The following is a 20,669-nucleotide window of genomic DNA, read 5'->3' on the forward strand; positions in this document are numbered from 1 at the left end:
TCCTCTGCCTTAATCATCGACTTGCTCGATCAGCTTTTGTAAGACTCTCTCTTGAAAGAAGAATCGGAATAATAAGAATAAAAGCAAAGCCAATAAAATCAAAGGCCGCAAAATGTTGTCCCAGCCACAGCGCAGAAAGCAAGGTTGCCACAATAGGCTCAATTGATGAAAGTAAACTTCCTGCAGTTGCACCGACTCTTTTTATTCCTTCCAAATAAAATACATACGACAAAATCGTTCCGAACAGCACGAGCACACTTAATGACAGAAACACTGACAAATCATAATTCACTTCGTAGATCCACGGCTTGAACAAAACAAATAAAGCTGCCCCGGCGATCAGCATCCCCCAGCCTGTCACTATCAGCGTATCATGCTTCCTCATGAGCCGCTGCGGCTGAATGCTATAAACAGCAAAGGATGCAGCGCTAATTATTCCCCATATTAACGCTTGCGCAGAAATGACAAGATTATCTATGTTCCCATGCGTTGCGATTATAAAAATCCCGATAATAACGAGTAAAATCGATAAAAGCTCAAGGCAGGCCGGTATTCTCTTCGTCCGAAAAACAACATAAATCATTATAAAAATAGGGCTTATGTAGCTAATAAAGGTAGCGGTTGCTGCATTGGATACCGAAATAGACGCAAAAAAAGAATATTGACATAAAGCAGTGCCCACGAGTGCAAAAATAAAAATAGGAACAATATTGTTCCGGTCCTGCCAAATTGAAAAGATAGCTGCTTTTCCTTTTCTGAAGCAGGCAACTAGCAAAATAATTACCCCAGCACTTACTAAACGTACAGGAACAAGCCACTCTGCTGTAACAGCTTTGCTTTGAAATAAATATTGACCGCAAACCCCTGCTAAAGCCCAACAAATCCCCCCAAGCATGGCAAATAGATAACCTGTTTTTTTATCAGACTGTTCTCCACTTATCACTGCCACTGCATCCTCTACTGTTTAAAGTAATATACACTCTTCTACTTTTCTAATAGTAAGCTGGAAGCTGGACAATGTAAGTAGCCTAGGCTACAATCTTAATGTTAATGTCATTAATAAATCGGCGCAAAGGAGGATTACATACAATTGCTGTCCGTTAAAGTGCCTGACAATCTTTTTACCTATTTTGATCAGGCTGGGAAAACCGTCACATTTTCTGCCGGAGAGCCTATTTATATGCAAGGCGAGCATGCCAATCTCTTTTACCTGATAAAAAAAGGCAGGGTCAGAGTGTATTACATATCGAGCAGCGGAGAAGAATTGACACTGGAAATAGTTGAAAAAGGCCGCTTCGTTGGTGAATCTTCCTTTCTTGGTCATTCCGTTATGCCGACCTCTGTCAGCGCAGTCAATGATGTTGAGTTAAGCTGTTGTACACTAGAGCATTTATATCCTTATATCCATCAATCCAAAGAGCTGACGATGATTATGTTTCAACTGCTTTCTTTTACTTGCTCCAGACTGGCTAATCAATTGAAAAGAGTAACCTTATACAATCGGTTTGAGCGAGTTGCCAGCTTCCTGCTGGACGAAACAGAAAATCCAGATGCTGATCGCAATATTACATCGGCCTGCATCCCATATTCTCATGAAGAGCTGGCTGTTTGTTTAGGTCTTAATCGTGTAACGGTTACGAGAGTTCTTAAGCGATTTAAAGAGGAAGGCTTGATTGAGCTGCAGTATAAGAAGGTAATTATTGTCAACCGTGAGGGGTTAGCTAACGTACTACGGGATACTAAGCTTACCAAAAGATAAGCGGCCCGTTTAGAGCCGCTTATCTTTACTTTCCCTTAATGAATGGCGCCTGAATTAGGCGCTGGCATTTGTGCACCGCTTGCAGGTGCGTAAGCTTGCAATATTTGCTGCATATCCGCTTGGTTTAATTGAGGAACCTGATAGTATCCTCTTTGATTTTGATACATAAACAATTCGTAAGACATTTCAATAAAGTTTTGTACCTGAGAAGCCAATACACGTCTTACGACTGGGTTAGTCGTCTCCAAAGCCGATTTTGTCAAAAGCGAAGCATGCGATTTAATATGACCTTGCATATAGTCGCAAATGTTTTGGTCTTTTATTTCAGAAAGTGTCTGCACAGGTTTACATGGCTGGCTTGGCTGCATGCCATATACAGGCTCTAGAACATTATCAATTAAATAAGTGGACGTTTTTTCACTTGGTGCCTGGCCAGTTTTAAAACATTCTACAGTAATATTATATTGTGACTCCATGAATTGATATTGCTTGTCCAAAATTCGTATCAATTCCGGATCTTGAGCATACTGCCTGTACATCATAAATTGATCCAACGCGCCGATTGCACAGCTTAGCACTTCGTGCACATCAAATAGCTCATGCCCCCCATGATTCATATTTGCTGCTACTTGAGAATTTCCATTTTTTGTTGTTGCTTGTTGCTGTTGCATTGTGACAGCTCCTTTTATTTATAATTGTACTGATATTCCTAATATGGTTTAATGAGGTTTGGTTTATGCGAACTTTTGCATTCACAATTATTGTGAAAAATATTGTTCCGCATCATCTTGCCTTTTGTCTCACTAATGGTTTGAACAGATCAGCTTTATTCGTCTTGTTCGTTTTGTTCGTTTTATTCGTATTCCCTTTTTCTTCTTCTTTTTCAGGCGTAACTGCAAAAAAGGTAAGCAATCCTCCTATAGCTCCCAGGCTGGCCATCGTGCCGAACAAAAGCCAATGACCGCCCATCATTAATAAGGAGACGACGGATGGGCCAAGCGTTACGCCAATGAAGCGCATGCTGCTGTACAATGAAGTAATGGTGCCTCGGCTGTCCTTTTCAATGCCATTAGTAATGAGCGCGTCCATACAAGGCAGTACCATCCCTACCCCAATCCCGCTTAAACTTAAAAAACCAATCATGAAATAAATTTCGCTTGAGAAGCCCGTTATAAGCATCGCTGCTCCAAGCAGCACCATTCCGCTAAAACCTAGCCATTTCATCCTCGTTTTATTTTGCCCAATTATTTTTCCGCTGCCATAAGAGGCTAGACAAAGAAGAGCTAGCGGAATAGCTAACACATACCCTTTTACTGCACCGTGCAAATTATATTTCGACTCTAAAATTTCTGATAAATAAAACAATACCCCAAAAATGACGAACATACAGATACCGCCAATTGTAAATATTGCATAAAGCCAGCGCCCTTTTTCCTTTAATATATCCTTGATTTCTGATAAAAAAACTTTTAACTCCTTTTTAGAGCTCTGTTCCTGCTTCTTCGGTTTTTTAACAAGAAATATGACTAACCCAAATGAAATGACACACAAGATTGGAATCGCAATAAAAGGGGCGTACCATAGCAACAGACCTAAATACGCGCCCAGTATCGGACTGACCACCTTGCCAAATGTATTGGCGGTTTCTATGATGCCGAGTCCTTTGCTTGCTTCTTTTTCATCTTTAAACAGGTCGCCAATAAATGGTATAACGATAGGAAAAGCTCCCGCTGCCCCTACTCCCTGCAGTAATCTGCCCGCCAATATAACATAATAAGCGCTGATCCCTTCCATAAACCATGCAGCCGCTACGCATATCCCGCCTCCAGCTGCTGTTATAAGCAAACTGGGAAGAATAATTATTTTGCGTCCAAACCGATCTGATAAATAGCCTGCAATTGGGATCATCACGATCGCAATTAAACCATATACCGTAATGATCATACTGACTTGAAACGCGCTTACATGGAGCTCTTTAGAAATTTGGGGCAAAATAGGTATGAGCATGGAGTTGCCAAGCGTCATAATTAGCGGAATAGAAGCTAGAGCAAAAAGAGCCCCTTTTTGACTCTTCATGGACGACCCACCTTTTTTGTATTCACATGCTGATTATTGTGGTTTCTTTGCCGGTAATTATTCACCCTGTGAATTGTCTGACAGTAATAAGGCTGCAAACATGGACGTATATGCCCTTTGGTAAAGAATAACACTTTGCATTGTATAAGGATAAATAACCCAAGCATAAAAAAACGCAGCCATTCTGTAAAGAATGATTGCGTTTATATATTCTTATTGCCGTAACGATTCAGTCATTTTATTCGCTTTCCACATTACAGTAATGACAAGTCCGACAAACATGACAACAGCGGAAAATATATAAGGATAATTAACATTAATATCGAATAATATTCCGCTTAACGCAGGTCCGACAACCGTACCCAGGCTTGTGTAGGTAGAGTTCATCCCAGCGACGAAGCCCTGCTCCTTCCCTGCTGCTTTGGATAAAAACGTCGTTAACGCTGGACGGAGCAAATCGAAAGCCAAAAAAATAAAGGACGTAACGATTAGGACGAGCAAGAAGCCTGAAATCATCGTGGATACGACAGCCAGTCCCGCTCCTACAATCAAACAAAGCTGAATCAGCTTCTTTTCTCCAATGACATCAACCATTTTACTGAATAAAAATACTTGAACGATAGCGCCGAAGATTGAGCTGATCGTAATAATCGAGGCGATATCTTTAGGCGTAAAACCAAATTTATGGTCGGTGAACAAGCTAAATACGGTCTCGTAAGCAGACAAACCGAAAGAAAGAATAAAAACAATTACAAATGCTACAAAATATAGCGGCTTGACTGATTTTTTTAAATCTTTAAAGAAAGTCGATTGCTTGGCATGTCGTGATATTTCTGCAAGCTGTTCCTTTGATAAAGGCTCCTTCAAAAAGAAAATGGATGATATACATGCGACAAATGCAATAGCAGCAGCAAAATAAAAGGGGGCGCGTACGCCTAATTCAGCTACAAAACCGCCAATGCCCGGCCCAATAATAAATCCGGTGCTAATCGCAGCTGACATATAGCCCATCGCTTTTGGCCGTTCTTCAATGGAAGTGACATCCGCAATATAGGCAGTAACGCCTGGCATAACAAACGCGGCACTAATGCCGCCCAATACTCTGGACAAGTATAGAACAGGCACATGCTCGCCTATACCAAAGATTAACTCTGACAAACCGAAAAGAAAAAGGCCGATAATAATCATTTTTTTGCGCCCGTACTGATCCACCCAGCGTCCTGCGAGCGGAGACATAATAAGCTGTGCAATAGCAAAGGCTGCCATTAAATAACCCATCGTTTGACCATTCAAATGCATGATATTTATAAACGATGGCATAACTGGAATAATAAGACCGACGCCAAGAAATACGATAAATATATTGCTAAGTAAAATAACTAATACGAGCTTTTGCTCTTTTATTGATTTTTGCATAGTGAAACTCCTCTTTTGTAGCATCAACGATGTGTAATCCCTCTCCAAAATACGCGCCATGAGGATTCTAATTTGGTGCGCAGCCTTTGCTCATCATTGCCATAAACAAGCTCCATCATTATCGAATCCATTATGCCTAAAAAAGCATAGGTTGGCGTCATTGCTTCATCTTTCAGAATTGTATCGGCATCAATCCACTCCTGAAACTTGCTTTTCAGAATAGCCTGCACCTTACTTTCAATATCGATAACGTCGTATTCGATCTGTTCGGCGAGATGAGCCGGTGGGAAAAACGTCATTCTTAGCCAAAATTTCATTTGTTCATCTTTTTGAAAAAGATCGATTATGAACAATAAAAAGCCATATAGATCCTTCTCAGGCTGCTGTGAATCCTTCTTATTGAAGTATGCCACGATGGCGGACCATTCACTCTCCTTCACATCGCGCAGCACTTGAAGAAACAGATCGTCCTTTCCTTTAAAATGGGCATAAATAGATTGCTTCTTCATCCCCACTTCATCTGCTATTTGAGAAAGCGACGCGCCTTCGTATCCATGAATAGTAAAATACTTAAGCGCAGCTTCTTTGATTTCATCACTTTTCAGCAGTAACACCCCACTTTTTAACGAACGTTCGTCAGGTAATATTATCAGAAAATAAATGGACAGGCAAGTATATTTTTTGCAAAAAAAATTGCCACGCCTTTAGCGTGACAATATAAGCATAGATTCAAGCTGACATACGCGCCTGGAAAGAATAATTTGAGTACATCGATGGTAAATGTCCCATTTGCGGTTGAAACGATTTCCCATATTCCCCAATTGCCGTAACCTGAGCCGGGTGATCCATTTGAATCAGTCTCAGCACTGCTTCTACTTCGCCATTCAAATAGGCTTCAGCAAGCTTCTTTAGTCCGGCAGCATCCGAATCCTCTATTATGAACTGTTCCAGATTGCTCTCATACTGCAGCCCTTTAAGATTTTTACGCGCTCTATGATAAGCAGTTTTAACTGCACCTTCTGTTGTGTTAAGCTTTTTTGCTGTCTCGGCTGAGGAGTAGCCAAGCACGCCCCTCATCAGAGTGACTGCTCGCTGCAATGGGGTCAAGTGCTTGATAAGAAGCTGAAAGGCGATCTCTAAATTAAAACGGCTAAAGCTTGAATCTGTTTGCTCGCTGCATTGCTCTTGATAGCGATTCAAAATACGATCAAAAACCTTCTTTCGGCGGACATGATCAATCCAGGTGTTTTTTGCTGTGCGCAGCAAAAGCGCTTCAATATTGTTATGCTGCTGAAGGTTAATCGACTCGAGAAATTTTATCCATGTGGCCTGTTTGAGGTCGTCGGATTCCCAATCGCAATTTGTAAGCGACAGACAGTATCTGCCGAGAGAAGCATTCAACTTCTCTATATCTATATTTCCCTGCTCCGATAGTTGAATGGGTTGTTTCATTTTCCGAAATCACTCCTTAACCACTTTTAGTTCTATCTTATATGTAAACGATTCATACATGCCAAACGTTACGCTGCTTTGAAAAAATAAAAAAACTATTTTTAGGTGAAATCCGTATCCTTTTACATAGCTCATTCGTTTACTTGTCATTCCATACTTTTGAGGAGGAAAAAACAGTGAACAATTACGTACCTTATGTTGTTGAACAGTCCAGTCGCGGTGAGCGTTCTTACGACATTTATTCGAGACTGCTGAAGGATCGCATCGTGTTTGTCGGTTCGGAAATAACGGATACGCTCGCGAATAGTATTATCGCACAATTGCTATTTTTGACGGCAGAGGATCCGGATAAAGATATTCATATGTACATTAATAGCCCTGGCGGTTCTGTGAGCGCAGGCTTCGGCATCTATGATACGATGCAGTTTATAAAGCCTAAAATCCATACCATATGCACAGGCTTTGCCGCATCTTTCGGTTCCATGCTGCTGCTGGCTGGCGCCAAAGGCTATCGCACCGCTCTGCCCAATAGTGAAATTATGATTCATCAGCCGCATGGCGGCGTTCAAGGCCAAGCAAGCGATATTGCAATCAGTGCAAGGCGTATTTTAAAATTACGGGAGAAAATTGTTCGCATTACGTCTGAACGCACAGGGCAGCCAGTCGAAATAATCGAAAGAGATATGGATCGCGATTTCTTCATGACCGCTGAGGAAGCGCTGGAATACGGCATTATAGACAAAGTGCTCACAACCAATTAGATGCTCATAGAGCGCAAAGGCTGCCAATATTGCTGGCAGCCTTTGTATTTTGATCATAAATAACGGTCAAACCAATCACTGGTCCTCTTAAGGCGCTCCAAGCGCAATGATGGTATTCCGTTTCGTGGCAGCGCATGATTGGATTTGGGGAAACGTACAAATTCAGTCTCCTTTCCAAGCCGCTTCAGAGCGGTATACAGCTCTTCTGCCTGGCCAATAGGGCAGCGCAGATCCTGCTCCCCATGCAAAATAAGCAAAGGTGTCTGTATATTTTTCACATATGCAAGCGGCGATCGGGCCCATAGCTTTTCAGCATCCTCCCAGGGATTACCTTCTATCTCCCCTTCAGTATATGAAATCCCTATATCGCTAGTACCGAAAAATGAAAGCCAATTCGAGATGGAACGCTCAGTAACCGCTGCGCGAAAACGGTCATTTTGCCCGACGATCCAGCTCGTCAAAAAGCCGCCATAGCTTCCTCCGCATACACCGAGCCTGTTTTCATCAATAAAATTATAATGGCTTAATACGTAATCAACGGCATCTAATAAATCCTCATAATCCCGACCGCCAAAGTCGCCCCGGCACGCTTGTGCAAAATGCTGGCCATATCCAAAGCTGCCGCGCGGATTAATAAATAGAATGCCATATCCTTTAGCTGCTAAAGCTTGAAACTCGTGGCTGTACGAATTCCCGTATAAAGCATGAGGACCCCCATGAATATGAAGCAGCATAGGGTATTTATCACCGCTTTCCATTAGGGAAGGCTTCATAAGCCAGCCCTGCAGCTCCCATTCGTCAGCGGTCGTAAACCAAAAAGATTGTGGCGTGCTAACTTCCTTCTCTCTCATTATTTGATCATTCCACGCCGTTAAGCGCAACTCTTTCTTTGTAAAAGTATCTATTCGATACAGCTCTCCAGGACTAGCCGCATCGGATGAGGCGGCAATTATATAACGTCCATCCGCCGATATGGCAAGCTGATACACATCCCTATCGCCGCTTGTTACCGCCTCATAGCTGCCTTTTCTTGAAAAACGGTAGACATGAGCATTGCCGTGCAGCGAGCCAATCACATACATTGGCGATTCATCGCTTACGCTGCCATACAACGGTGCAGGCGAGGTTCCAAATGATTTCATATCGCTCAGCACGACGTTCCCAATTTGCATATCAAGTTGGCTATTTATAATAGCCGGTAATCCGCCGCTTGTTTCGATAGTATACAAGTTATTATGTGTAGCACTGCCATAAGCCCTGTCATTGGCGATGAAATCTATTGTATCACCTTTAGGCGAGTAGCTCGCTTGACTAATAAACAAGCTGGAATCTGTTAATTTAACAATCTTTCCATCAGATATATTAATTTTATAAATATCGCAGAAGATAAGCAGATCAGGATCAAGAACAGGATCATCTACGATTTTGGCCAAATAAGCCAGCTCTTCCCCATCTGGTGACCAGAAAGGCTGAGAAGCAACTATATCGCCATAAGTCAGCTGTTGCGTATGGGTACCCTCAGCTTCTATTACAAAAAGATGTGTGTATCGGCCATCCCACCACCCGGAACCCTCTGCTCTCGGGCTTGTTCGCGAGAAGGATTGCCCTGTAATGGTTTGTTCGTTCGATTTTCCTATTCCGGAAATTTTCTCTGCTTCCGCTTGCGTACGAGCAGTGTAAGCAATACGCAATCCATCCGGTGACCAAACAAATGTTTCTACCCCATACTTGGCACTCGTTAACTGAACCGCATCTCCTCCTTGCCAGGGCTTGATCCAAATCTGCTTTCCTTCTGCACCAGGTCGCAAAAAGGCAAGCTTTTTACCGCATGGCGACCATATTGGAAGCTCATCTTTATCTCCTTCAGTAAATGAACGGTCATTACAGCCATCAAGTTCAACAAGACGGACATTCGATCTGTAACTATTGTTTTCTTTATCCGCAGTTTTAAAGATGTAAGCTATCGTACCGCTTTGAGAGTTTACAGACGGATCGCTAATCCAAGCGTATGCATATAGATCCTCTGCCGTTATAATACCTTTTCTAATCATCATTTGTTCACCTGCCCGATAGACGATTCCTCTAAAAAAGCGATTGCGATCGCAGCCAGCATCGCTATGCCATATGGGAGCGCCTGCTCATCCAAATCGAACATGGGATGATGCAGCGGATAACTCGAATACGGTTGATTGTCGCAAACCCCCAAACGAAAGAAAACACTGGGAACGCGTTCGGAATAATAGGCAAAGTCTTCACCGCCAGTTGAAGGTTTAGCATATACCCACCTTTTTTCGCCGAATAAGCGCTCGCTTGTTTGAGTGACAAAATCGACCATTCTTTCATCATTTACGACGACAGGATAACCGATCGAATAGCTGAATTCATAATCAGCTCCGTATGACTGTGTAACGCCGCGAATAATAGATTCAATCAGCTGCGGCATTTTTTCACGCACAGCCGGACTTAACGTTCTGACAGTGCCTGCCATATTGACATCCGGTGCGATTGCGGCGTCCATAAATCCGCCTTCAATTTTGCCGATCGACACGACAACCGGCTCCAAAGGATCGACCAAACGGCTGGCGATATGCTGAAGAGCATTAATCACTTGAGCTGCAACTGCGATAGCATCGATTCCTTCATGCGGACGTGCTGCATGACCGCCCTTGCCGATAATTTTGATACGAATGCTGTCTACGGAAGCAAATGCTACGCCTTTCGCAACTGAAATCGACTTCGTTGGCAAGCTGGGAAATACGTGCAAGCCTGCCATCGCATCCACCTTGGGATTTTCCAGCAAGCCGTCCTCAATCATAGCTTTTGCGCCTGCCAGCCCTTCCTCTGCCGGTTGAAACACGAATTTTATATTGCCCTGCTTTGGTTTTTCCAAGCTTGACAATAATTGCGCTGCGCCCATTAGCATGCTTGTATGCGCATCATGTCCGCATAAATGTGCTTTCCCGGCTATGGCAGATCGGTATGATACAGTTTTCTGATCTTGGATAGGCAGTGCATCCATATCCGCTCTCAAACCGATTGTAGGTCCAGGCTTCTCACCTCTTAAAATAGCTACAACGCCTGTTTTTCCTACCTGGGTCCTCACTTCCAAGCCAAGCTTAGTCAAGTGTTCGGCTACAATTCGCGACGTGCGATGCTCCTCAAATCCAATTTCGGGATGCTGATGAAAGTCCCTGCGCCAAGCAACTGCCTGCTCCTTTAACTTTTGCGCCAAATCGATAAGTCCATCCAATTGCAATGCGGCATCCTCCTTTTTGTATGCTTCTGCTTAACAAATCTATGTAGATTGCACCAATAAACATACTCTTTTTTCTAGTATATTATAGCGAACAGCTTTCGACACATCAATACAATTCACATTAGAATACTAGGATTTAATGCAAGACTGCAGCCAGATTGCTGCAGCCTTCCCACAAAATTGCTGTTTTCAATATTTCACGCCTGCAGATCCTAAAAAAAGGCAGCCGCCTCTTTAGCAGTACGCTCCGGTGTTTTCAACGATAAATATTCACCGTGCAGAAAGGTAAATACATTCATATCACTTGTCCCCAAAGCGCCCAATGTAAGTCTTGGTACAATTCTAATATGTGCTGGATAGGCAGCATTGGCTTTCTTTGGAAGAATGATCATCATATTAAAGCTGGCTACACCGATCTTTTTGAAAAGTGAAAAGAAGCTCAGTATGCTGGATGCCAGATCTCGCCAATCCTGCTCCTGTAATTGCGCGATAGCAGGCATATGTTCAAACAGGCCTATAAAATCATAATGGCTTTTTGGCGCATAAGCATGGAGCCAGTTCATCGATCCTTTGCGTCCTATCCATCTTTGCTGCAGCTGTTTTTCCGTGTCTAGCAAATCTGCATAGAAAGATGTTCCGAACTGATTATAATAGCGCTCACTATGCATAATGGCTTTCTGATCATAATTTGTAGGCTTTTCAGATGCTAGAACGTGTAAATGCGGATGCAGGATGCTTCCGCCAGATGGAGGCAAGTAATTCCAATTAATTGACAAATGATCGGCTTGGTGGTCCGCGTCAATAACCTTTTGCAAATATGTATGAGCGGTTCTCAGACTATCGTAAATAACTTGCTCTGAAAACTGTTCAAGAGGAACATAGTGCTGTTCCGTCATCCTTACGACACCATTATGTTTGGCATAAGGAAACAAATTAGGAAACAGGATTGCCTCTCCATTGGTCAGCTTGCCGTCATTTACTAATTGTTCTGGATAAGCAGGTGTTGCCTTCCATACATTTTCAGAACAAAATGGACATTTGCTGCCGCTCGTGCTGATGCCGACTTCACTATAATCAGACGGCATAAATGGCGCGCCCGGATCAAATAGAATACGAGAGCTTTCTCCCGTTAATGGATCAAGCCTGATTTCTGTTTCCCTGCTAATAAGCTTGCCTTCCTGCATCGGATCGTGAAAAGCAGAAAGCTCCTTATGAGCGTGAAATGAAATAGCCAATAGCCTCTCCCCTTCTCGCATTAATCTCATCATTGCCTGCACTATACCATTTCAACAGCATTATTGAAATACCTGCTCTATTCCGCTGTATTTATGGATCGGATGACGCTCAGGCTCATAAATTTTGGTGACTGCTTCAATAATTTCATTTCTTCTTGCTTCTATTTGATCCTGCGGCAGCTCCACTACTATATTATCAATCGGATAAGGTCCTATGCGCCAATGCCCCAGTACTGCTCCTTTAAATTCCCCGTCAATAAGCAAATACTGCAGCACTTCAAGCCCCTTGTATTGCTTCAACAGCTCATCCATATGGGCTCTTACGATTATATCGGACCTGTCCAGCATGAATACAGCAGAAGGAACTTCAGCGGCAGCAAATTGATGGATATCATCGCTACAGATAAAGCCTTTGCCCAGCTCTGCAGCTTCTGCTTCAACAATAACCTGCTCCGCCAACAAAGTCTGCACTGCCTTTTGGATCGTTTTCAGCGGCAATTGGGACCAGCTCTTTATATTGGCAGCCGTAGCAAAAGCCATTGACCGTATAAAGGTGGCAATTACTTTGGACGCCGCGCGTGCAAACTGATCCTCTCCTGTCTCGACCTTGAACCATTCTGTCTCAAAATCAAACCAGCCAGTATCCCAGTCGGTATCCGGCTGATGCTCATAGATAAGAAAGGCTTCATGCAAAGCTTGAAGCGCTTTCGTTATTTCGGAGGCGCTGTATTGCTGAAGCTCCTGCTTAAGCTGATCTTTGGAAATTCCTCCGGAATGCTTGATCACCTGCCATACATCCTCATGAACAGCGCCAGATTTAGTTAACGGCTTACGGAATGCAGCGGCATAGACAGGCAAATCCTCCTCCAGCACATAGCCGATTCTTCCGCCGCAAAACCTGCCTTTAATTAGCCGGTTGTTTTCCCGCAGCTCGCCTGTCAGCTGTTCGTCTGGGAAGGATGCGCGGTGCACAAGCTTGGGCGGGTCGCCCGGCCGAGTATTATGCACTGGAGAAACAGGCTGCAGCAGCTTGAACAATTGCATATACTCCTGCTCATAATGGAAGCTTTCGATAGGATTAATAAAACGTTGTCTGCTCAGGCGTTCAGCCAGCACTTGCTTCTTCTCTAGTGTAATCATAGCAGCCTCCTAAATATCATTCATCACTTTACAGTCTCACAATTGTACGTCCGCGCAGCTTGCCTTCTACGATTTGCTGCAGAGCGGTTGGCAGCTGCTCAAACGTAACCTCGTGAGCCATACGATTGAGATGCTTCGGCTTCAAATCAGAAGCAAGCCGCTGCCATACCCGCAACCGAAGCTCCATCGGACATTGGACAGAATCGATGCCTAGCCAATTGATACCACGCAAAATAAATGGGTATACAGTCGTGCTCACATCCGAACCGCCCGTTAAACCGCAAGTTGCCGCTGAACCGCCATATTGCAATGAGCTAAGAACATTTTGCAGCGTGCTTCCGCCTACCGTATCTACAGCTGCAGCAAAACGTGTAGAATGAAGCGCTCTTGGCTCAAGTGCGCTCAACTGCTCCCTATCAATTACTGAAGTTGCGCCAAGCTCCAGCAAATACGCATGCTCTTCCCGCTTGCCTGTGCTGGCAATTACCTCGTAGCCTTTGCCTGCTAACATATCTACGGCGACACTTCCCACACCGCCCGTCGCGCCAGTCACGACAACAGGTCCGGCATCAGGTTTTAACCCGTTGTCCTCCAGTCGAATAACAGACAGCCCAGCTGTAAAACCGGCTGTGCCAAGCAGCATCGCTTCCCGCAAAGAAAGCCCGCTTGGCAGCGGCACAACCCAATTTGCAGGAACACAAGCGAGCTCGCTGTACCCGCCATGCCAGCTTACGCCAAGACCATAGCCAGTCACAACAACCTCGTCACCGGCCTTATACTTCGGATCTGCAGATTGAATAACAGTGCCAGCCAAATCGATGCCCGGAATAAGCGGATAGCTCTTTGCAATTTGTTGCCATATGGCAATCATTCCATCCTTGAAATTCACGCTTGAATAGGCAACTTGAATCGTGACCTCTCCTTGAGGCAGTTCATTTTCATGCAGCTTCTTTTGCTCCATCGTTATGGAGCCGTCGTCATGCTGTTCCAATACATACGCTCGAAATGCTTCCATCGCGATACCCGCCTTTCCTTTTTCCAAGCCTCGATTCCCTCGTTAATATTTCCATTTTACCATAAACCTGTCCTCATCACTGCTTCTTATGAACTCGCTGCGATTCCTTTTAGATTTCCTATTTTGCGCCTGGCAACCACCAATTCCATTTGCCAAGCAGCACCATCAGAACCGGAACGAGCACCATTCTGATTACGGTAGCATCGATTAGAATGGCGACCGCAATGCCGATGCCAAGCTGCTTTACGCCGACTACCTCACCAAAAGCAAATGGTACAGTGACTGCGATCATAATGCCTGCGGCCGCGCTTATGAGCCTGCTGATTGAGGCTAAACCAGTAATGACCGCATGCTTATTATCTGATGTAATTTTATATTCCTCGAAAATGCGGGATAGCAAAAATACCCCGTAATCCATACTGATGCCGAACACCAGTCCAAAAACAAATACAGGTATCATAATCGCAATATTTTCAGGCTCGGCCCCGATAATGCCTTTTTGAAACAGCCAAGTTAATATGCCAAACGCTGCACCCAGGCTCATCAAATTCATCATGATTGTTTTAAGTGGAATGAGCAAGGAGCGAAAGGCTACAAGCAGCAGAACATAGGTGGTAGTCAAAATAAACAAAAATACTTTGTTCAGATTCGTAAAAATAGCGTCAAAAACTTCTTGCTCATATTTTGCTTCTCCGCCTATCAAAAAAGGCAAGTCTGCGGAAGCCCTGCCTTCTATCTCCCATTTTCTGAGCCAATCTCTTGTTGCTTCAGCCGATTTCTCACTTTGCAGCGTTACTAGCATAAGCATCCTATTACCACTTTGGTAATAGCGGTATAGCTCTGTATTTGTAAATATAGACTTCACAACTTGTACATTGGAATCAGCCTGCAATTTTTTCACTAGCATATAAGCATGATACAAGTCATCTTTATTAAAGGGGTTGGCAGATGCTTCCGCAATAATCGCAACATCGGTCGTACTAACGGAGGTGAAGTGAGCTTCATAGCTATCAAAGGCGATTCGGGAAGGATAGCTTTGCGGTAATGAGGATGCATCCGGTATGGACAGCTTCATACTAAACAAAGGAATAAAACAGAGGACAAGCAAAAGGATGGCTATAGCGCCAGTAACAACCGGTCTTTTTATCGCAAGGCGGGAAAGTGCAAGCCATATGCTGCGGCGTGCTTGAACAGGTGTTCTTTCTGATTTAATAATCCGCCATAGACTTAACAAAATAATTGGAATCAGCGTAAAAACGAGCATGACCGCTATCGTCAAAACGATTATAGCGCCAAGAGCGACGGAGTGAAACAACGGCAGCGGAATAAACATAATGCCGGCCAGACCGAGAAAAAAGCAAAGCGCAGAATAAAGAACCGCTCTGCCTGCAGAGGCAATGGTAGCATGCAGCGCTTGCTGCACTGGCTTTAGTTGCAATTCCTCACGAAACCTGTTTACAATGAACAGTGCAAAATCAATGCTTAAAGCTAGTCCAACCATAGGGATAACATTAAGCACAAAATTCGACAGTTCTATTTTTTGTCCTACGAAATACATGATCCCCATCGTGCTGGCAACTGTAATAACACCTATCACGATAGGGATTAGCGCAGAAACCAAACCTCCAAAAGCTATCCATAATATAATAAAAGCTATTGGTATGCCAATCCGTTCGGCATGGGTCAAATCACGCAAGCTTGCCTTGTTAACATCAGCTTGAACGACGGGCTTTCCAGTCAGCTTGGCGGAAGCGTACTGGCTTTGCGGCAGCAGACTGTTCAGCTGATCAATAATCGGCGCAATCTGAGAGCCTTTCTCATGAAAGGACAGCAGTGCATATGCATAATTTTTATTCATCATACCTGCATACAGCAGCGGTGATTGGATCGTTTTAACGCTTTTCAGCTGCTGCACATTTTGAAGTGTCTGATCAATATAAGCTCGAAACTGCTTAACAGACGACTTATTTTCAAAGACGATCATTACAGGATCGTCAGGCATATGAAAATCACTTGCGAGCCTATCCTGTACGATTGCGTATGCACCGCTCGGCATGAGCCCATGATCCTGCAGTACAAGCGGCAAACGGACAGAAAAAAAGCCGAGCAGCAGCAAAACAAGCAGCCAGAAGAGCATAATCGATCTGCGATGCTGCATAAGGCTGGAAAGAAGCCACTGAACAACCATGACGATGCTCCTTCCTGCAAACAATACAATCTTGCTTTACTATTCGTTCTGTTTAAGGCTTTAATCTTGTCTTTCGCACTAAACGATATGCGATGAAAGGCATCACTCGGACAATCGGAAGAAGCAGCTTTGTCATTCTCGGCTCCCCGAGCAGCCATTGCAGCATTTTTCCCCATCTTCTTGGACCATTAAATTGCCGCTTGACCGCTTGTGTGTATTTTAATCGCCACTGCCGCATCGTCAGCTCGCCCTTCAAATACTGGTCTGCAAGCGGCGCACAAAGCTCGGCAGAGCGCAAAGCCATTGACATGCCATCGCCGCATAACGGCGGAATCATAACAGCCGCATCGCCTACCGCAGGAAGAGTGCCCCAGGCCTGCGGCTTGCGCCTCAGATCAACCGGCGCTACTGCAGCTTCTGAGCCTTCAATTAATTTGGCGCCTGCGAGTCTTTTTTGCAGTGCGCTGTTGCTTTTGCAAGCAGCTTCGAGCCATTCAGCTACTGATTTTGGTTTTTGGGAAAATGCTCGCTGGCTAATAAGCGCAGCGACATTAACCTTGCCCTCTTCAATAGGGGAAATGCCCAGATAGCCTCCAGGAAAAAAATAAAGCTCTACTGCTGATTGTATGGCAGCCCCATCATAATGAGCCTTAATTCCGACATAAGCATGCTTTGCCTCGCGCTTCAGCCTATTTCTGAAATGAGCTGCCTTTTCTGCCCCTATGTAATTGGAATGCCGCTCAGGCTCAGCTGACGTAAAAGCAACGCCTGCACCGCCAATCGCTCCCCATGCTGAAATTGCAATTTTGGCTTCGAAAGCGATGGTATGCTTATTTTGCACAGCTTCGATACGGTAGCTATCGGCAGCGCAGTTTATTGATCTGACCTTAGCTCCGGTCATCACATGCACGCCAGAGCATTGTGCAGCTTCAATAAGCGCAGCATCCAGCATGAAGCGGCTAATGCCAAGCGCTGCTCCAGGCAGCGGGACAGCCAACTGTTCACCGTTAGGAAGTATTAGATTGGCATGCTTAATAAGACTAGGCTCAAGTGTCATAATTGCCTCTGACAAACCAAGCTTGTGAAGCATTCCTATTGATTCCGGAGACAGAAATTCTCCGCAAACCTTATGTCTCGGAAAGGTTTTGCCTTCAAGCAGCACCGTGCTCCAGCCACGCTCCGACAAGCTTTTTGCAAGCGTGCTGCCAGCTACGCCTGCGCCTATAATGACAGCATCATAATATTGGCCCGACATCGCTATCCACTCCGATTGCTGTTTTTTGATCCGCTGTCCGTAATGATTACAGCATAACGAAATAGCGGACGCCATGAATAATATAGCTCCGGTCCGCCCAGCGCGCCTCGAAGCCGCTTCCAATCATAGTTGCGAAAGCCTTTGGCGACAGACAAAGGTCCATCGTTCAATATGTACCTGTTCCCAGACATGACGCGCGTAGCCAGCCAGACTGCAAGCCACGCCAACGGATGACGATGGATATCATTAATTACAACACCGAGCCTGGCAGCCTTCAGCATGCTTTGAGCGACCCGCGGCAATGCCGCGTCTGCAAAATGATGAATAAATTGCGATCCTGTTACAATATCTGCGCCAGCTGCGGGCAGCTCAAACAAATTACAGCGTATAACTTGAACGCGCGGCTCATTGTTAAAAAGCTGCCTTGCCTCTGCACACGCTTCCTCGGTAATATCAGCTAATGTAATGCGCATATCGATGCCGTTTTTGTCAGCCCAGCGCAGGAGCTGCCTGTTCACATCTCCAGAGCCGCATCCGATATCGAGCACAGCCAACCGCTTTGGCCTCCCTGCCGCTCTCCATAAGCGGCGCACGCCGTACAAGCAAGGCGCTGCTGCTCCAAAGAGGCGGTTCAGCCATCGCAATTGCCGCAAAGCTTCACGCAGCTCTCCTCCGCCCATTGAGCTATCGTCCATCAATTCGTCTTCGATAGCTCTGTATTTAAGCGGCCTAAGCATAGGTTTCATCTTTCAGCTCTGCCATAGCAGAAGCTGCAGCTGGAATATAGCTTATCTGAATCATTTCACAAGTAAGTCCGGGGCCAAATGCTAGGGCAATACCGCTTGTCTTGTCTGCTAAGTTATTAATCAGCTGCTTTCTCATCTCATCGAGCACAAACAGAATCGTAGCAGAGGACATATTTCCGTATCGTTCTAGGATGGTGCGGCTGGGGCCCGTTTGCTCCTTGTCCAGACTATACACCTCTTCCAGCACGTCGATGATTCCTTTGCCGCCAGGATGAATAGCCCATAGCGATGGCAAAGCGTCGCTGCCTTGCAGCCGCTCAATCTGTTCCGGTATAAACTCACGAATAAGCTTAGGGATTTTTGTAGAAAGATACAGATCAAAGCCATAATTGCCAACTTCCCAGACCATTTCTTCGGCACAACCCGGCAATAGAACAGAATGGCTTGTACCTAGTTCAAAGGAAGCCGGGCGGCTGCCGGCCATACTTGATGCAACAACGCAAGCAGATGCTCCGTCTCCAAAAAACGAAGCGCCAAATAATGCCTCGCGTGCCGTAGACGGCTGAATATGCAGCGTGCACAGCTCTACTGTTACGATCAGCACTTTGGCATGGCGGTCATGTTGAATGAGCTCCTTGGATAAGCAGATTGCTTTGAGGCCTGCAGCACATCCAAGAAAATTAAGGGGAATGCGGTTTACCGTCTCTCTAAGTCCAAGCTCCTTCACAAGCAAGGTGTCCAAGCCGGGAAGAAATTGGCCTGTACAGCTGACGGTAATAAGGTGAGTAATTTCAGAGGATTGAATTTGACTGTCTTTTAAGGCTTTTTGTGCAGCGCGAAAAGCGATAGGTACGGATTGCTGCTTGTACATCGCCATTCGCTCTTTCGTTGTCGGCACCAGATGGTTTGCGGCCAGCGAGAAATAACGGCAGCTGTCTGAAGGCTCTAGTAAATTAGGCTCGCAGGTATACCGTGTTTTTACGCCGCACTGCTTAAACAATCGCTTCGCCCATCTTGCTGAATCCGGATATGCATGCAGCGCTTGTGACAGCCGATGAGCAGTTTCATCTTGTTCGAGACGATAATCAGGCACAGCTGTGCCTATCCCGATAATTGCAGAAATTTCATGATTCATATTAAAATAACCTCCCTAGCCTGCACACCATACATAACAAAGCAGACAACCCTGTTTGTACCATCTTATTCGCGGGATTATTGCTATATGCTGGAAATCATATTACACCTTTCGCGCACGATAAAAGAGAGGTCGGCTTTTGTACAAATATAAGAACAAGTGTAAGGCTGCCCTTACACTTGTTCTTATTTTTCTTCGGTAAACGCGTCTGCCAAAAAGGAGCGAAGCTGTTTATCCTTATATAGTTATAGGAGGTTCAAGCCCTGCCTCACACAGCAGCCCCGAGCCTGCTTTCCATTATCGATCGAATATCATGCACCAATTGAATGGAGGCTTCTATCTCGACCTTTCTTGTCGACAAGCTCTCTATGCTGCATCCGATCGGAATCCCTTTTTCGAGGCCAAAATCAAACAGCTCTTCAAAAATTTTGCGAGATTCCTTGACAGACTTTTCAAGTACATCAACAGAGTATTTAAGATCATTATCAAGCCATTTAGGAATGCTGATGCCGAGCCATTTCATAAATTCTAATGTTTTGGCAGAACCGCAAGGCGCAAGATTGAATAAAATAGGCACAAGCTCCTTATTGTTATCCTTGCAATAATAATAATAATCGGACAAGAAGTTTTTTGACGCTTCTACATTATAAGTAGCCTGCGATATAAAAAAGCGGCAGCCGCTATTAATTTTGCTAATAATACGCAAATGCTCGTCATTTTTTTTCATATGGCGCTCTGGAATAACAACGCCGCCAAAAGTCAAATTATTACTGATCTGACTGCTAAGTTTATACGCATCAGCCAAGCTTATATTGACGATTTCCTTGCTCGAGGAAGCTCCTACAAAAACAGAGAAACGGTCCTGCTCTTGCTCAGCCTGCAGCCAATTCGTAAATTGCTCTTCTGTGTTTTTACCTACGCAGCGATAAATAATTTTAGGCATTTGCAGCTCGCTTAAATAATCATTGCTGTATTTCGTAGGTTCAATAGTCGGCAGGTATGGAAAGGGGCGATCCTCATCGATGCGGTCGCTTTCCTCCTGCACATCGTATAAAATCAAACCGTCAATTTGAAGCCCGTGCAATCTTTCACACTGCTTCTGCGATATTTCGGCTATTTTTTCTGGCGTATGAGTATGCTTAGGCGGAGTCATCCCATATGTTAGTATGCCTGGCTCTCTTCTAAGTATTTTTTCTTTTAACATTTGCTGCACATCCTCTATTTGATAATTCCAT

The 20,669-nt window shown here is 44.6% G+C and carries 18 protein-coding genes; 2 read left to right on the forward strand and 16 right to left on the reverse strand.

Going from position 1 to position 20,669, the window contains the following annotated elements; genetic code table 11:
- Positions 1-13: 13 nt before the first annotated feature.
- Entirely contained in the window at positions 14-943 is a 930-nt protein-coding gene (locus V1L65_RS25030; protein WP_331702004.1) for a DMT family transporter, read from the reverse strand.
- 147 nt (positions 944-1,090) lie between these two features.
- On the opposite strand from V1L65_RS25030, the gene V1L65_RS25035 reads away from it, so the two are divergent.
- On the forward strand, positions 1,091-1,759 hold the full coding sequence (locus tag V1L65_RS25035; RefSeq protein WP_331702005.1) for a Crp/Fnr family transcriptional regulator: 669 nt from the start codon (positions 1,091-1,093) through the stop codon (positions 1,757-1,759).
- A 35-nt stretch (positions 1,760-1,794) separates the two neighbouring features.
- Here V1L65_RS25035 and V1L65_RS25040 read toward each other — a convergent pair whose 3' ends face one another.
- From V1L65_RS25040 to V1L65_RS25060, 5 genes are all read right to left on the reverse strand, one after another.
- A complete protein-coding gene (locus V1L65_RS25040) occupies positions 1,795-2,430 on the reverse strand; it encodes a spore coat protein (RefSeq protein ID WP_331702006.1) in 636 nt (211 codons plus the stop codon).
- 112 nt (positions 2,431-2,542) lie between these two features.
- Positions 2,543-3,835 carry an MFS transporter gene (locus tag V1L65_RS25045; protein ID WP_331702007.1) on the reverse strand — a complete coding sequence of 431 codons (1,293 nt, stop codon included), beginning with the start codon at positions 3,833-3,835 and terminating at the stop codon, positions 2,543-2,545.
- 213 nt (positions 3,836-4,048) lie between these two features.
- Positions 4,049-5,251, reverse strand: a complete 1,203-nt coding sequence (locus tag V1L65_RS25050; protein ID WP_331702008.1) for an MFS transporter — start codon at positions 5,249-5,251, stop codon at positions 4,049-4,051.
- Between the two features lie 23 nt (positions 5,252-5,274).
- A complete protein-coding gene (locus V1L65_RS25055; protein WP_331702009.1) occupies positions 5,275-5,865 on the reverse strand; it encodes a TetR/AcrR family transcriptional regulator in 591 nt (196 codons plus the stop codon).
- Positions 5,866-5,980: 115 nt separating this feature from the next.
- Positions 5,981-6,703: an RNA polymerase sigma factor gene (locus tag V1L65_RS25060; protein WP_331702010.1), complete on the reverse strand. Its 723-nt coding sequence runs from the start codon at positions 6,701-6,703 to the stop codon at positions 5,981-5,983.
- A gap of 176 nt (positions 6,704-6,879) precedes the next feature.
- On the opposite strand from V1L65_RS25060, the gene clpP reads away from it, so the two are divergent.
- Positions 6,880-7,464, forward strand: coding sequence for an ATP-dependent Clp endopeptidase proteolytic subunit ClpP (clpP, locus tag V1L65_RS25065; RefSeq protein ID WP_331702011.1), 585 nt, complete (start codon positions 6,880-6,882; stop codon positions 7,462-7,464).
- Between the two features lie 53 nt (positions 7,465-7,517).
- Here the strand turns inward: clpP and V1L65_RS25070 are convergent, their stop codons facing one another.
- From V1L65_RS25070 to V1L65_RS25115, 10 genes are all read right to left on the reverse strand, one after another.
- Positions 7,518-9,518 (reverse strand): S9 family peptidase, encoded by a 2,001-nt coding sequence (locus tag V1L65_RS25070; RefSeq protein ID WP_331702012.1) that lies wholly within the window; start codon positions 9,516-9,518, stop codon positions 7,518-7,520.
- Positions 9,515-10,720, reverse strand: a complete 1,206-nt coding sequence (locus V1L65_RS25075) for a M20 metallopeptidase family protein (RefSeq protein ID WP_331702013.1) — start codon at positions 10,718-10,720, stop codon at positions 9,515-9,517. Before V1L65_RS25075 ends, V1L65_RS25070 begins: the two co-directional genes overlap by 4 nt.
- 212 nt (positions 10,721-10,932) lie before the next feature.
- Positions 10,933-11,988 carry a hypothetical protein gene (locus V1L65_RS25080; RefSeq protein WP_331702014.1) on the reverse strand — a complete coding sequence of 352 codons (1,056 nt, stop codon included), beginning with the start codon at positions 11,986-11,988 and terminating at the stop codon, positions 10,933-10,935.
- Between the two features lie 27 nt (positions 11,989-12,015).
- The gene (locus tag V1L65_RS25085) at positions 12,016-13,095 is read right to left on the reverse strand and encodes a DNA glycosylase AlkZ-like family protein (protein ID WP_331702015.1); all 1,080 of its coding nucleotides are present in this window, start codon (positions 13,093-13,095) and stop codon (positions 12,016-12,018) included.
- 28 nt (positions 13,096-13,123) lie between these two features.
- Positions 13,124-14,110: an acrylyl-CoA reductase family protein gene (locus V1L65_RS25090; RefSeq protein ID WP_331702016.1), complete on the reverse strand. Its 987-nt coding sequence runs from the start codon at positions 14,108-14,110 to the stop codon at positions 13,124-13,126.
- A gap of 118 nt (positions 14,111-14,228) precedes the next feature.
- Positions 14,229-16,298, reverse strand: coding sequence for an MMPL family transporter (locus tag V1L65_RS25095; protein WP_331702017.1), 2,070 nt, complete (start codon positions 16,296-16,298; stop codon positions 14,229-14,231).
- A gap of 52 nt (positions 16,299-16,350) precedes the next feature.
- Positions 16,351-17,628, reverse strand: a complete 1,278-nt coding sequence (locus tag V1L65_RS25100; RefSeq protein WP_331702018.1) for an NAD(P)/FAD-dependent oxidoreductase — start codon at positions 17,626-17,628, stop codon at positions 16,351-16,353.
- Positions 17,556-18,290: a methyltransferase domain-containing protein gene (locus V1L65_RS25105; RefSeq protein WP_331702041.1), complete on the reverse strand. Its 735-nt coding sequence runs from the start codon at positions 18,288-18,290 to the stop codon at positions 17,556-17,558. Before V1L65_RS25105 ends, V1L65_RS25100 begins: the two co-directional genes overlap by 73 nt.
- Positions 18,283-19,434: a type III polyketide synthase gene (locus V1L65_RS25110; RefSeq protein WP_331702019.1), complete on the reverse strand. Its 1,152-nt coding sequence runs from the start codon at positions 19,432-19,434 to the stop codon at positions 18,283-18,285. Before V1L65_RS25110 ends, V1L65_RS25105 begins: the two co-directional genes overlap by 8 nt.
- A 268-nt stretch (positions 19,435-19,702) precedes the next feature.
- On the reverse strand, positions 19,703-20,638 hold the full coding sequence (locus tag V1L65_RS25115) for a methylenetetrahydrofolate reductase (RefSeq protein WP_331702020.1): 936 nt from the start codon (positions 20,636-20,638) through the stop codon (positions 19,703-19,705).
- Between the last annotated feature and the right edge of the window lie 31 nt (positions 20,639-20,669).

It is taken from the genome of Paenibacillus sp. IITD108, assembly GCF_036541265.1.
GTDB lineage: Bacteria > Bacillota > Bacilli > Paenibacillales > Paenibacillaceae > Pristimantibacillus.

What these genes read in the sequence shown, in the direction of transcription:
- V1L65_RS25040 (WP_331702006.1), bottom strand. Translation starts at nt 2,430, where the DNA reads ATGCAACAGCAACAAGCAACAACAAAAAATGGAAATTCTCAAGTAGCA.
- V1L65_RS25045 (WP_331702007.1), bottom strand. Translation starts at nt 3,835, where the DNA reads ATGAAGAGTCAAAAAGGGGCTCTTTTTGCTCTAGCTTCTATTCCGCTA.
- V1L65_RS25050 (WP_331702008.1), bottom strand. Translation starts at nt 5,251, where the DNA reads ATGCAAAAATCAATAAAAGAGCAAAAGCTCGTATTAGTTATTTTACTT.
- V1L65_RS25060 (WP_331702010.1), bottom strand. Translation starts at nt 6,703, where the DNA reads ATGAAACAACCCATTCAACTATCGGAGCAGGGAAATATAGATATAGAG.
- V1L65_RS25070 (WP_331702012.1), bottom strand. Translation starts at nt 9,518, where the DNA reads ATGATGATTAGAAAAGGTATTATAACGGCAGAGGATCTATATGCATAC.
- V1L65_RS25080 (WP_331702014.1), bottom strand. Translation starts at nt 11,988, where the DNA reads ATGATGAGATTAATGCGAGAAGGGGAGAGGCTATTGGCTATTTCATTT.
- V1L65_RS25085 (WP_331702015.1), bottom strand. Translation starts at nt 13,095, where the DNA reads ATGATTACACTAGAGAAGAAGCAAGTGCTGGCTGAACGCCTGAGCAGA.
- V1L65_RS25090 (WP_331702016.1), bottom strand. Translation starts at nt 14,110, where the DNA reads ATGGAAGCATTTCGAGCGTATGTATTGGAACAGCATGACGACGGCTCC.
- V1L65_RS25095 (WP_331702017.1), bottom strand. Translation starts at nt 16,298, where the DNA reads ATGGTTGTTCAGTGGCTTCTTTCCAGCCTTATGCAGCATCGCAGATCG.
- V1L65_RS25100 (WP_331702018.1), bottom strand. Translation starts at nt 17,628, where the DNA reads ATGGCGTCCGCTATTTCGTTATGCTGTAATCATTACGGACAGCGGATC.
- V1L65_RS25105 (WP_331702041.1), bottom strand. Translation starts at nt 18,290, where the DNA reads ATGCTTAGGCCGCTTAAATACAGAGCTATCGAAGACGAATTGATGGAC.
- V1L65_RS25110 (WP_331702019.1), bottom strand. Translation starts at nt 19,434, where the DNA reads ATGAATCATGAAATTTCTGCAATTATCGGGATAGGCACAGCTGTGCCT.
- V1L65_RS25115 (WP_331702020.1), bottom strand. Translation starts at nt 20,638, where the DNA reads ATGTTAAAAGAAAAAATACTTAGAAGAGAGCCAGGCATACTAACATAT.